Below are 12,557 nucleotides of genomic sequence, written 5' to 3' on the forward strand. Positions count from 1 at the left end.
TGTGTCTCCCGAAGGTCGTTCGATGTCTCGGTATGGCTGCAGTTGTCGCCATAGTCGGGAGCAGCGCGGAAACTGCCTGGGCCGTGCCTAAAGAAACTTCCGCGGAGAAGGCGGAGCGCCTTCACCAGCAAGCAAGCCCGGGACTATTCAATGCATGGACGTTTGATCGTGATACGGTGGGCGAAGTGCCCAAGGGCTTTGTCGTCATGGCCACAGGACAGGAGTCGGGTGGAACATGGAAAATTGAGGCGCAGTCCGGGTCGCCCTCTTCACCCCATGTCTTGGTCGGTACGTCTCAGTGCGCCACCTGCGTCGAACTGCTCGTTGCGCAGGGATTTCAGTATGAATATCCCGAATTGGTCCTCCGGTTGCATCAGGGAAGTCAGGCAGTTTCAGGGCAAGTCGGGGTCGTTTTTGGTCTGAAGGATCAGAAGAATTTTTACGCGACGGTGGTCGACCTTGCCCAACAATCTATCGAGGTGGTCCGCGTGATCGATGGGAACGAGACCGTGATCGGTCGTGGTGCACTGAAGGTCAAGCCGGTTGAATGGCATACGTTGCGTGTGCAACGAAACACGATCATCAGCAAGGACTTTGTCGAGACTTTTTTCGATGGACGATTGGCCCTGTCGGTGGAAGACCAGACTCTCGGAGTGGGCCAAATAGGGCTGATGGTGCGAGGGGAAATTGCTGCGCGGTTTGATAATTTCAATGCGGCCCCCCTCTATTCCAGCCGCCCACTGTCGGCGCCGGCCGCCTATTGACGAGAGGGAACACGTCGAGTACCTGGTGAGCAATTTCACGCTTGCCTTTCATCTGTGGGTAGGATACAGTGAGTGTGCTTCATTGCGAAGGGCCTTGGCGATGAAGTAGAAGTAGAGTTACAGGGCCCGAACCGATGTTGTTTTGGGTTCTTTCCGGGAATTTCGGAAGCCAGAGCTAAGATTGCCGCTGTGTTTGCATCTTCGGCCCATTCCTTCCTCGTCTCTTTCTCGAGTCCCAGACAACACCATTTTATTCTCAAAGGAGGAACCCAATGGGTTCGAAGATTTACGTTGGCGGCTTGCCTTATTCAACCACCGAGCAGCAATTGAGTGACCTGTTCGCGGTGCACGGGGCGGTGACGTCGGCGCGCATTATCACGGACAAGTTCACCGGCCAGTCCCGTGGCTTTGGCTTCGTGGAAATGTCGGCGGATTCCGAGGCGCAAGCCGCGATCAACGCATTGAATGGGACGCAATTCGGCGGTCGTACTTTGACCGTAAATGAAGCCCGTCCGCAGGAGCCTCGCTCCGGTGGCGGGGGCCGTGGAATGGGCGGCGGCCGGCACTAAGGTTTGTCATCTCCGATCACCTATTCAGGGGCTGCCGACTGGGTGGCCCCTGCGTTTCCCTCACCGTCTTGTCCTCTCTCTGGTCCGCAGGGCCATCAGGTCGCCTGCCCCTGTTTTCCACGATAGAGATTTAGGAGTACCCTTACATGGTTTCGTTTGCCGAATTCTCCCTCAACACCTGGCTCGCTGATCGCCTTCGACAGGCCGGGTTCACCGCACCGACCCCCATCCAGCAAGCCGCGATTCCCCTGGCCCTGGATGGTCGTGATCTCTTGGCGCAGGCCAAAACCGGAAGCGGGAAGACATTGGCGTTTCTCATTCCCTTGATTGAACGAGCTGCCCGAGTTGGGTGGGCATCGGCTGGCCGAACGGCGCCTCCATTCTCACAGGCCGAATTACGGAAGTTGCCGCGAGCCCTGGTGCTGGCGCCGACCCGCGAATTGGCCCTTCAAATCGACACAGAACTCCGGAAGTACGCGCCCCCAGCCGTGACATCGTTGGCCCTGTACGGCGGGGTGCCAATTGAGCGGCATTACCGGGCGCTCCGTCAGCCGCCGTTGATTGTGACCGGCACTCCCGGTCGCCTGCTCGATGTTGCCGGCTCCCGTCACCTGGATTTGCGCGGGGTCGAGTACGTCGTCATGGACGAGGCCGACCAAATGTTGGATCGTGGATTTCTGCGGGATATCCAGCGTATTTTGCAGTTGCTTCCTTCTCAGCGCCAAACCTTGCTCTTCTCGGCGACCTTTTCACCGGAGATCCAAGCGCTGGCCGAGTCGATGCTGAACAACCCGGTACGTACGGCTGTGGATCAGGGGGTCAACACACCCTCGACGATTACCCACGCCTATTATGTTGTTCCCAATGAATCCTCGCGGGCGCAGCTGGTGCACACCTTGGTGCAGCAGACCATGGAGGGCGAACAGTCCATGGTGTTCTGCGATCAGAAGTACAAGGTGAAGCGGCTGGCTGCTCGGCTAGGCGGCGAGCCGGCCTCCGTGGGGGCGATTACCGGGAACCATTCTCAGGCCCAACGCGAGCGGACGCTGGGGGCATTTCGAAATGGACGACTGCGGGCGTTGGTTGCGACCGACGTCGCGGCTCGCGGCTTGGACGTGCCGACCGTCTCGCAAGTTATCCACTACGAACTGCCGGGGAACCCGACGTCTTATGTGCATCGAACGGGCCGGACGGGGCGCGCTGATCGGTCTGGGACAACCCTCTTGATCCTGTCGCCCCAAGAGGAGCAGGAATATTTGGCGATGGTGCGTCGCCTGCGCATTCAGACACGACGTCTCACGCTCCCACCGTTGGAGGTTTTGCCGCCCCCTGCCAGCGAGTCGCATCCTGATGGATTGCGGCGGCACGAAGGGCGAAATTACGAGACTCGTTCCCATCGCGCGGGAGGGCGCCACGATCAGCCGTCACAGGAGGTCAGGTCTGGCCAGAGGCATCGAGGCTGGCGAACGGATCGTCCTGCGGCACCACGTCGGGCTCAATAGGCGAGGCCTATTCCAGGTCAGCGAGAGACGGTCGAACAAGATCGAAGGAGATGACATTATGAGGCATGGACGAAATCTGTTGATGGCCATGATGGCGGCTATTGTGTGTCAGCTCATGGGACAAGGGGCCTATGCGGAAAGCGACTTGGCGATTGCCGACGGCATGAAGGTGTCGTTGGAGTATACCTTGACTTTGCCGGACAAGACCGTGGCTGATTCGAATGTGGGCCAGGCGCCGATCACCTTCGTGCAGGGAGCACACGAGATCGTGCCGGGCCTGGAAAAGGCGCTGGAAGGCATGAAGCCCGGTCAAAAGAAGCGTATCGATGTGGCGGCACAAGATGCCTACGGTCCCTACAACAACAAGTTGCGGCAGTCGGTCGAAAAAGACAAACTACCTAAAGACGTGAAAGCCGGGGATATTTTGCAGGCGGCTGACGGCCGACTGGTGAAAGTATTGGAAACCGACGAGAAGAAGGCCTTGATCGACCTCAACCATCCGCTGGCCGGGAAGACATTGACCTTCGACGTGAACATCGTGAAGGTTGAAAAGGGTGATCCTCCTGCAGCGAAGGAGCCCCAAACACCGTAGGATCTGAAGCGCCCCTCGGCAGGAAGTTCGGCGGACTCTCTCGATTCCTGCCGGTGGCACTCAGGCGACTCGTCCGGTTGGCCCCTCGTGCGGGTACTCAAACCCGACCCCCCATCCTCATGTTGCCACCCATTCCACCCGACTGGAATCCACTTCTCCAAAGGGAACAGTCGGGTCAAACCTATCGAGCCCTCAATGCCTTTCTCGATCAGGAGGTGGCGAGCGGCCGCACGATCCTTCCGGACCGGGCGAACATTTTTCGAGCCCTGGAATTGACGTCCTACGACAGGGTGAGAGTAGTATTGCTCGGCCAAGATCCCTATCCCACGCCAGGCATGGCCCATGGGCTGTGTTTTTCCGTCGGGCGCCATGTGCGAACATTGCCGCCATCTCTGAAAAATCTCTATCGCGAGCTTCGTGACGATATCGGGTGCCGCATTCCGAACAACGGATGTCTGGAACCCTGGGCCAGGCAAGGGGTACTCATGTTGAACACGGTTTTGACCGTTCGGGCCCATGCGTCCCATTCCCATCGAGGGCAGGGGTGGGAACCTTTTACGGACGCTCTGATCCGGTTGGTGGATGCCAAGCCGACTCGAGTCATCTTCGTGCTGTGGGGCAATGAGGCGAGACAGAAACGGCGGTTTATTACGGGACCTCGGCACGTGGTGATCGAAAGCGCCCATCCGTCGCCGTTATCCGTTCGCAGGTTTTGGGGCTGTCGATGCTTTTCTCGAATCAACTGCGCACTGGGTGAGGCGGGGGGCGATCCGATCGACTGGCAGATTCCCGATGTCGACTTGGGAACGGCGGTAGTATAGGTCTACATCTGCTGGCGCGTGCGACCCAGACGGTGCTGGGGGCCGCCTTGACGGCTTCTTCGAGAGGCTAGTACTATTACCCCCGTTTTTGTTACAGGGCCGCCACAATATTCTTGCGAGAGTTACGCTTGCGCATTAAGAGGTTGGGGCTATCCCGGCTGGGGATTGGGCTGCTCTCGATAACGGTCGTTGGAACTGCATCCGCTGAGGGGGTATTGGCTACGGAGGCCGGCCCTCCTGCACAGGGAGCCACGCTTGCCTGGCAGTATGAGGGGGAGCAAGGGTCGTCCCATTGGGGAACACTTGCACCAACTACTGCCTCGTGCGAAAAGGGTACGCACCAGTCCCCCATCAACATTCGAACTGCCTCTCACCCCCATGGTCACGATGGCATGCTGATTCAGTACCGCGCGGCGTCAGGGCATGTGGGGACGTCTCATCACACCGTCGAAGTCGATTTTCAATCAGGTGGGACGCTCGAACTCTCAGGGCGGTCCTATTCTCTGAAGGAGTTCCATTTTCACGAGCCAAGCGAACACCAGCTGAATGGGCGAATCTACCCCATGGAAGCCCATTTGGTGCACCGAGATGAAAGCGGACACCTCGTCGTCCTCGCGATCCTGATGGAGCTGGGTACGGAGACGGCGCCGCTCGCCGATGTGTGGGAGCGTATTCCGAGCGGCAAGCAGGAAGAGGTGCGGGACCTGCTGTTTAATCCGCAAGACCTGTTGCCGAAAGATCTGCATCACTATGCCTACGACGGCTCACTCACCACGCCGCCTTGCACGGAAGGCGTTCATTGGATCGTGCTGAAGGAGCCGATCCATATCACCGCTGCTCATCTTGAGCGGTTCGTCTCGTTGATCGGGCACAATGCACGGCCGGTTCAACCACTGAATGAGCGCGAGGTCGACGAGGAGTAATTCAACTACGTTCGGACCTGCTCATCACTCCTCGATAATAATTATTCCCATACGGAATCATGCCCTTATGAGGTTCTCGGGGTGTTCGTGCATTGACATGATGCCTTGCAACCTATAGGGTGACGCATGACGTACTGAGCCACGCTGGCTTTCCCCTTTCGCGCACTGTCGCTCACTCTTCTGCGCGAGTCCCAAGTCTTCGCCGCTTCGAACGCCACGGAACGCTGATCGGTCATCGCGTTCTGCAGGTACCGGTCTCTCAATTGAAACCTCGAGTCTGAGTCGGAGAGTGCTCTGCAGGACACGGTCGTGCGATCGTCGCTCGGCAAGCCGATGAATCGATGAGTCCTTTGAATCAATGAGTTCTTACGAAGGAGGAGCAGATGATGGAGACGCAAATAATTCTTTCCTGGGCGACACACAATCTACTCTCCGCCGCCGCAATTTGCTTCGGAGGCGCCGTGCTGATCATCATGCTTTATACCTATGTCCATGACTATGTAGTGTTGGGCAAGCATCGAACATGATCGTCATGGAGTATTCGGGTGTCCGGGGAGTGACACGACCAAGTCGTGCGAGGAACAGGAGCGTGGACGAAGACGCGAGGAGGGAATAGATCATGCGAATGGAACATCGTGTTCGATCACGGCCGATGGGAAGGTTGGGGACGCAGGGGGAGTGGGCCGCCGATGGTCTGGTTCAGGGTTCTGAGCCGTGCAGTCACGAGGCTCCTATGAACATCAACTCTGCCTCGGCATCCAGCCTCAAAACTCTGAACGGGATCGGCGTACATTACGCGCAGAAAATTATGGATGGACGTCCCTATCATCACCGAGAGGAGTTGTTGGACAGGGAAATTCTTCCATCGCACGTATATATACGGATCAGGAATCGACTCATGGCGACTGCGTCATGAGGGAGACGAAAGGCTCACCGCGCGATGCCTGATTGTTCGCAGGTCGATGCCCATCGTCAATGCCATCTGGAGCCGCGGGCACGTGGGCGCATTTGGCGAGGGTCGTGTGGGACTCAGGATGGTGAGGTCCACTCGATAGAAAGGCTGCAATGCAATACTCTTCTGTGTCGAGCGCCGATCGATTAGATGAGGTCTCACTCATGCTCTCTACCGCCCTCGTGTTTCTTTCCCTCGGTTTGGTGGTATTCGGCTTGAACTGGCTGGAGATTGTGACGGTGCCGATCCCCATCTATTGGCTATTCTCACTGGGCGGAATGGGACTGCTGATCGTATATCTTGGCATACGGCGCCCCAAACGAACATTCTGAGTGGTTCCGGTGACGCAGACGACCATTCCCATGAAGTTTGTCCCAGGCCCATCATCATCTAGTAAGGAGGTCCGTATGACGCGGGAACAGTTCCAGCAGTTTTGGATACAACTCCAGGCTCCCTTGAAAGCCAAGTGGGGACGTATTACCGACGCAGATATTCAGGCGATCCAGGGGAATTTGGCGACGTTCAGCGATGTCATCCAGAAACGTTATGGCGAGTTGCGCAAAGACGAGGTGCGGCTTTGGGCCGATCGGCGGCATGCACACTGGAGCGGCAACTATATTGGGTACCAAGACCCGCCACCTGCGTCATGACGGTAATCCCATGCGGAAGTTATTTCTATGCCTTGAATGCTCATGCCTGCGGTGAGAAATGGAAAGCGAACAAGAACATGAAAAAGATCGTCATCAACAAGAGTTTTGATCGGTTTTGCGTCAGCCATAAGGCCTTCTTGCGACTGCGAGAGTTGGGGCAGCCGGAGGCGTTGCAGGAGACGGACCGTGGAGCCTACTGGCACTCTGCGGCCACTCCACGTGAGCCAGCTCTCAATCAATGTGGAGCGTTGATTCCACGGGATGACAGGAGGCTGATACAGGTGGTCGAGGAGTTGGGCGAGGAGGCCAATGGCCATTGTGCCGATCTGAAGGTCATTGGGATTCCGGATGGCGTGCAATGGGTGATCACCAAGACGAACGGCAGCGAGCAAGTTAGCGAACAACATCGCACCTAGGGCTGAGCCAACCGCGTCATCCCGATCCACTAGTAGGCCCAGGTCAGCAGCGTGGTGACGACGTTTTTGCTGTAAGCATACACGGGAATGTTTGAATCGTTGAGCACTCCCTGGTATTGCAGCGCGAGCGTGAGATGATGGGGGAGCGGTTTGGCAATTTGAACGAAGATATCTTGCTCGAGGTCGCGGCGTGCAGAGAACTGTCCGGCCTCATCGGGAAACAAGACTTGCGGATGGTTGTAGTCCCGCCAATGGACCTCATAGTCGACTCTCACGCTCATGTCATACCAGGGCAGCGCCGCCTGACCGCCCACCTGCAATCGATGACCTGAGTAGGCGAAACTCGACCCGCTGGCGGCCTCCGTATCAAATTGGTATCCGACCCGAGCAATGACCTTGTCTTGTCGGAATCGGAACGCGTGGAGAAATCCCACCATATTGTTGAACGCATCGCGCGACTCAGGTGCAAACCGTACGTCGTTGTTTCCCGGTTCTGCGAAAAATTCCTTGCGCTGAAAGCGGTAGAGCAGCGTGCTCAGGTTGTCCATGCGACCCAGCCAGGGAAGCGTGACACTTGGCGGCACGAACGTCGCGGGCAGGGTGACGGTATGGCGTGCTAGAAATCCGCGAAGACCCAACAGCATGTAATCGTAGCTGTATTGGCCTCCGACCTCGTACGGCAGAGTGCGAAGGGTTCCCCGGTAGACTGCCGACAGGCCTCCCAAGTGATCTTGCAGGTTGAAGGTCCCGACGCCGCTGTTGGTATTGACGGTCTGGTAGTAGGAATAGGTGAGAGTCGACTCGACCGGACCGTTTCGATACCAGGCATAGTCGCCGCGAGCGGACGTCACGAATCCCGGTGATTGCGTATTGCGGGAGCGGAGCAGTTCTGCGACCGGGTCGTTGCTCGCTCTAGGATTGACCGCGACGTTGTCGTCGTAATATCCACCCACCGCCAATTGCAGGTGCAGCCTCCGGCTGTCGGGAACTCGTCTCGTTGCGGTGAGCGCTTCCTGAATGCGGACGGAGGCTCCCGTGATCGGAGAGTTGGGTTGGACCCGCCGTGCCGAATCCAATTCAGCCTGGGCCTGCTCGGACAGTCCCAAGATCCCCAGCGCGAGCCCTCGATAAAAGAGGGCCAGTTGACGAAGATCCGGATCGATCGACCGGTTAGCGTTCAAGGCTATGGCGGCCTCGTCGTATTCCTTTTGCTGATAGCGCAGCACACCTACGTACAATCCTACATTCTCTCGGTTCGGTTCTCGGCGAAACACCTCTTCGAGCAAGGGCCTGGCTTGTGCGTAGTTGCGCAGGGCAAAGTGTGCGACGCCCAATTGGTAGGCGGCTTCGAGGTCCGTCGGACGAAGGGCCCGGAGCGTGGTAAGCGGAGCCAAAGCCTGTTCGGCCTGGCCCCGCGCGAGATAACAGAGCGCCAGATAATAGAAGCCGCGCGCATTGCGTGGATCCAGTGAAACGGCGCGGGAGAGCAGGGTGATCGCGTCGTCATAGCGTTTACCGTCAAAGGCGAATACCCCCTCAGCCACGAGTACTTCCGCGTCCGCTACCTGGGCCATGGCCGGCGTCGGCACCATCATCGTGATGGCGAGCCAGCACAGCAGCCAAAGACAGATATGCGGTGATCGACAGGCTGAGACATTCATGTTCGTTCCAATTTGTTGGCGTTCCCCGGCTTGAAGGGCACTGGTCTCGCGTGGGAAGAGGAGCTTCCACCCTGCTTGACCTTGCGCATCTCGGGCTCCTACTATACGACACCTGTAGGCCAACTTCCGAGTGCCTGTGCCTGCAAAATGGCTCCCATCAACGATTTGCCGGAGTTGTAGTCGATACATGTGCGCGTTTTTGAACAGTCGGACGCTAGGGAGGGCTGTCTCATGAGAGCGATCATCCGGTTGCGAGCGATAGGGTGTTGTGTCGGGCTGGTCTTGCTGGCTTCGGCTCCTATTGGGTGGGCTGAGGAGTTACCCAAGCCCCTGGTCGGGCTCGCTCCAGCGAGCGGGATCGTCACGGGTATGGTCGGTGGCCCTCAGAGAATTCAGACCGGCGCGGCACCGACTCTGTTGAAGATCGGGGACAAGATCGGAGGAGGAGACGAGCTACGTTTGGGTCCGGGCGAGACGGTCGATGTGCTCTGGGACCGCCGAGCGGTGATCACCTTGCAGGAAGAGGCACGGGTTCACATCAGTGAACCCCGCCATGGGCAGACCGAACTTCACCTGCATCAAGGGGCTGTGCGTATCGTCCTGTCCTACAGCGCAGGCCGGATGACGGATACGTTGACCGTGCAGACGCCGCTGGCGCGGGTCATCAGCCGCGGTGGCATCCTGGAAGCTTCAACGGTCGGGGGAGAACAACGATCGCTCCTGGCTCGACTGGTCAATGCCGCCACGGTCGACACCCTACGTGTGTTCGAGGGGCAAGCACGAGTCGAGCCCTTAACGGGTCAGGGCAAGCCCTTTTCTCTCAAAACGGGGTCGGAAGTATCGCTCAAGCCTGAGGCCGTAGGGGAGGTGTCGGAGGGAGGCGGCGACCATCGGCCGCCGGTGCCACTCGCTGCGCGGGAGGAACATCGCAGCATGCCGAATCCGATCGCTAAGCAGATTGCCAATGCTCAAATCGGTGCTGCGTTGGAATTGGAACAGGGGTTCCGGGAGAAGTCTGCGCCAGAAAACGGGAAAGAGCTGCCGGGAAGTGGCATCAAGGGCCTGATCCTGGCCACGACGACTGGTTTGCCGGTGGTGCCGGGAGTGTCCAATTCAGTCAACGGAGCCGCCTCGGCTGCGCCTGCGCTACCGCCTCCGACTCTGATTTCCCCGGCCACCGTGGGCAATGTGGGGCCGTCTCAAGCGGGCGGACTGAATACGCGTGAATTGCTGCGGCAGATTCTGAGTGATGTGGAACGGAATGGAAAGGGGCGGGGAGGGCGAAAATAAGCGTAGGGCGTCGCTTGGGGTGAGGGTGGATAAGGGGGGCTGTATCAGAAGGAGCGACAGGCTACCGAACGGATTCTCATGACGGCTTCCTGCCGAAATGTTTTCTTGTATTGGCTCATGATGCGGCGTACGGCGGCTTCTCGTGCGGGTGTGGGGTCATAGGTCAGTTGCAACACATGGGACGTCTCGCGTTCAATCGCGCCGTCAGCCATGCGCCATTGACCTGAAGCAGCCCATGTTGTGAAGCCTTCCGGAAAGCCGGGGGCGACGTTCTCATTAAGGAATGCCGCCCACTCTGCCTTGCTGACCACGCCTCCTTGCATGGCGGTGCCGAAATAGAGGGTGTCGGTCGTGACTTGTTGTTCGCCGAATGGGCAAGGGGAAGAGGAGGAAGGGGCTTGAGGCGAAGGTGGTGTGAGCGGCGGAGCCACGGGGGACTGTTTCACACAGCCCATAGTACTTGTTGCCAGGAGTGCCAAGGCCAAAAGCGGGGTAAACAACGTCGTCACAGGTTGGGTCCGTGGAGTCAGACTTAAGGAGTGGCTACCGTTTGGTTTTGGTTGATTGCTGGGACGGAGGTTTGCTTGGGTCTTTTTCCTTCGCGTTACCCGTCACCTTCTTGAACGTATCGGCGATCGCCGGCCCGATTTTGGGAATCTCCTCTTCAATGTTCTTGACCGCGCTCTTCAGCCCCCGTCCGAGGTCTTCGAAGGTCAAGCCTTGGTTTGAACCGGCTTTGTCGGCTTCCGTCGAGTTTGCCGTCTCACCCGAAGATGGAAAACAGAGTGCGAGCGTCAATAGGCAAGCGGAGACAGAGAAGATCGTGCGCATCAGGAACCTCTTATCCTGGAAGATAGTAAATAGTATAGGTGATTCTTGACGTTCGGCAAGCGGATGCCTTTCGAAAAGATCAGCAAAGCACGCTCGAAACCGCCACGCCAGTTGACCTATCGCGACGCCATACGGTAGAGTGTCGTATCTAACAGCATTGTATCGGTCCACCAATGCTGTCCCTCTTCACTGTGGACCGCGCGATCGCATCGCGACCAGGTCCTGTCAGGAGCTGACTCCTTCCGGAATCACCCTCCCCCGGTTCTCTGATCCCGTCTTAATGCGATCACAACGAAAGGATAGTTGCGTGCAGACGACTGTGTTATCGAACTTTGATGCCCTCGGTTTGTCTCCCACCCTGTTGAAAAATTTGGCCAAGGCGGGATTCTCCGAGCCGACCGCCATTCAGGCGCAGGCCATTCCGCATGCCCTCACGGGACGGGATGTGTTGGGCTGCGCCCAAACAGGCACAGGCAAGACGGCGGCCTTTGTGATTCCGCTTTTGGAACGGCTGAGCGGCACGCCCAAGGGGCAGCCCCGCGCGCTCATTCTCGCCCCGACACGGGAATTGGCGATTCAGATTCAAGCGACGATCGATACCCTGGGGCGTGATCTCCAATTGTTCGCGACCACCCTGGTAGGCGGGGCCGATATGCAGGCGCAGGTCAGAGGTCTGCGGCAGCGTCCCGATATCATCGTGGCCACGCCGGGGCGATTGCTCGATCACATGTGGAACGGCACGGTCAGTCTCCTTGCCATGACGATCCTGGTGTTGGATGAGGCCGATCGCATGCTCGATATGGGTTTTGCACCCCAGATCAACCAGATCTTGGATGCCATGCCGGAAGAGCGGCAAACCCTCCTCTTCTCCGCCACGATGCCGACCGATTTGGCCCGCTTGGCACAAGCCAGTGTGAAGAACCCTGTTCGTGTTATGGTCGCAAAGCCTGCCACCACGGCTGATGGCGTGGCTCAGGCCGTCCATCACACGTCCCATGACCACAAAAATACCCTCCTGATGTCGATGCTCAAGACTGACTCGGATTCAGTATTGGTATTTGCGCGTACCAAACATCGCGCTGATCGGCTGGGGCGCTTGATCGAGGCTGCCGGACATCGTGTGGCTGTCTTACATGGTGGACGGACACTGCCGCAACGCCGTGCGGCACTAGAAGGGTTTCGACGGGGGACCTTTCGCGTGTTGGTGGCGACCGACATCGCGGCTCGTGGCATCGATGTGGCGAATATCGGCCATGTGATCAACTACGATGTGCCGAATTGTCCGGAGGACTATGTGCATCGTATCGGGCGGACGGCGAGAATGCGAACCACGGGACGGGCCACGACCTTCGTCACGGCTGAGGATCACGAACAGATGCGGGCCATTGAGCGACTGTTGGGGCAAGCGGTTCCTCGTGCGGGAAACGGGTTGGCCGTGGCCAACGCCTCTCAGCCCGAAGCGGCGGGTGGTCCGCGACGTGAGCCGCCTCGCCGCCGTCGGCGGAGCAGTTCCGCTCGTGGATGGAGACAGGCTGCCGACGGGGCTCCGCAGAACGAGGGCGGGGAGACTGCCAACTGATCAGTTG

At 58.3% G+C, this 12,557-nt stretch carries 16 protein-coding genes; 13 read left to right on the forward strand and 3 right to left on the reverse strand.

Features of this window, described 5'->3' with window-relative positions; all coding sequences use genetic code 11:
- Positions 1-32 precede the first annotated feature (32 nt).
- The 11 genes from HRU82_16705 (at position 33) to HRU82_16755 (ending at position 7,189) form a co-directional block, all read left to right on the forward strand.
- A complete protein-coding gene (locus tag HRU82_16705) occupies positions 33-764 on the forward strand; it encodes a hypothetical protein (protein QOJ36484.1) in 732 nt (243 codons plus the stop codon).
- A 272-nt stretch (positions 765-1,036) separates the two neighbouring features.
- Positions 1,037-1,333: an RNA-binding protein gene (locus tag HRU82_16710; protein ID QOJ36485.1), complete on the forward strand. Its 297-nt coding sequence runs from the start codon at positions 1,037-1,039 to the stop codon at positions 1,331-1,333.
- A 146-nt stretch (positions 1,334-1,479) separates the two neighbouring features.
- The gene (locus HRU82_16715) at positions 1,480-2,835 is read left to right on the forward strand and encodes a DEAD/DEAH box helicase (GenBank protein QOJ36486.1); all 1,356 of its coding nucleotides are present in this window, start codon (positions 1,480-1,482) and stop codon (positions 2,833-2,835) included.
- A gap of 58 nt (positions 2,836-2,893) precedes the next feature.
- On the forward strand, positions 2,894-3,427 hold the full coding sequence (locus tag HRU82_16720; protein QOJ36487.1) for a peptidylprolyl isomerase: 534 nt from the start codon (positions 2,894-2,896) through the stop codon (positions 3,425-3,427).
- A gap of 119 nt (positions 3,428-3,546) precedes the next feature.
- On the forward strand, positions 3,547-4,248 hold the full coding sequence (locus HRU82_16725) for a uracil-DNA glycosylase (GenBank protein QOJ36488.1): 702 nt from the start codon (positions 3,547-3,549) through the stop codon (positions 4,246-4,248).
- A 215-nt stretch (positions 4,249-4,463) separates the two neighbouring features.
- Entirely contained in the window at positions 4,464-5,171 is a 708-nt protein-coding gene (locus HRU82_16730) for a carbonic anhydrase family protein (GenBank protein ID QOJ36489.1), read from the forward strand.
- 383 nt (positions 5,172-5,554) lie between these two features.
- Positions 5,555-5,698: a hypothetical protein gene (locus HRU82_16735; GenBank protein ID QOJ36490.1), complete on the forward strand. Its 144-nt coding sequence runs from the start codon at positions 5,555-5,557 to the stop codon at positions 5,696-5,698.
- A gap of 206 nt (positions 5,699-5,904) precedes the next feature.
- Entirely contained in the window at positions 5,905-6,087 is a 183-nt protein-coding gene (locus HRU82_16740) for a helix-hairpin-helix domain-containing protein (protein QOJ36491.1), read from the forward strand.
- Between the two features lie 149 nt (positions 6,088-6,236).
- Positions 6,237-6,455 carry a hypothetical protein gene (locus tag HRU82_16745; GenBank protein QOJ36492.1) on the forward strand — a complete coding sequence of 73 codons (219 nt, stop codon included), beginning with the start codon at positions 6,237-6,239 and terminating at the stop codon, positions 6,453-6,455.
- Positions 6,456-6,530: 75 nt separating this feature from the next.
- Entirely contained in the window at positions 6,531-6,773 is a 243-nt protein-coding gene (locus HRU82_16750; GenBank protein ID QOJ36493.1) for a hypothetical protein, read from the forward strand.
- The gene (locus tag HRU82_16755) at positions 6,770-7,189 is read left to right on the forward strand and encodes a hypothetical protein (protein ID QOJ36494.1); all 420 of its coding nucleotides are present in this window, start codon (positions 6,770-6,772) and stop codon (positions 7,187-7,189) included. Before HRU82_16750 ends, HRU82_16755 begins: the two co-directional genes overlap by 4 nt.
- Positions 7,190-7,218: 29 nt before the next feature.
- Here HRU82_16755 and HRU82_16760 read toward each other — a convergent pair whose 3' ends face one another.
- On the reverse strand, positions 7,219-8,850 hold the full coding sequence (locus HRU82_16760) for a tetratricopeptide repeat protein (GenBank protein ID QOJ36495.1): 1,632 nt from the start codon (positions 8,848-8,850) through the stop codon (positions 7,219-7,221).
- Between the two features lie 231 nt (positions 8,851-9,081).
- Here HRU82_16760 and HRU82_16765 point away from each other — a divergent pair, with 231 nt between their 5' ends.
- The gene (locus HRU82_16765; protein QOJ36496.1) at positions 9,082-10,140 is read left to right on the forward strand and encodes a hypothetical protein; all 1,059 of its coding nucleotides are present in this window, start codon (positions 9,082-9,084) and stop codon (positions 10,138-10,140) included.
- Between the two features lie 44 nt (positions 10,141-10,184).
- On the opposite strand, the gene HRU82_16770 is transcribed toward HRU82_16765, so the two are convergent.
- Together HRU82_16770 and HRU82_16775 are read right to left on the reverse strand one after the other, a co-directional pair.
- Complete coding sequence (locus HRU82_16770; protein QOJ36497.1) at positions 10,185-10,586, reverse strand: DUF3574 domain-containing protein; 402 nt, start codon at positions 10,584-10,586, stop codon at positions 10,185-10,187.
- Positions 10,587-10,683: 97 nt separating this feature from the next.
- Positions 10,684-10,971: a hypothetical protein gene (locus HRU82_16775; GenBank protein ID QOJ36498.1), complete on the reverse strand. Its 288-nt coding sequence runs from the start codon at positions 10,969-10,971 to the stop codon at positions 10,684-10,686.
- A 307-nt stretch (positions 10,972-11,278) separates the two neighbouring features.
- On the opposite strand from HRU82_16775, the gene HRU82_16780 reads away from it, so the two are divergent.
- Positions 11,279-12,550: a DEAD/DEAH box helicase gene (locus HRU82_16780; protein ID QOJ36499.1), complete on the forward strand. Its 1,272-nt coding sequence runs from the start codon at positions 11,279-11,281 to the stop codon at positions 12,548-12,550.
- Positions 12,551-12,557 lie beyond the last annotated feature (7 nt).

It is taken from the genome of Nitrospira sp., from assembly GCA_015709715.1.
GTDB lineage: Bacteria > Nitrospirota > Nitrospiria > Nitrospirales > Nitrospiraceae > Nitrospira_A.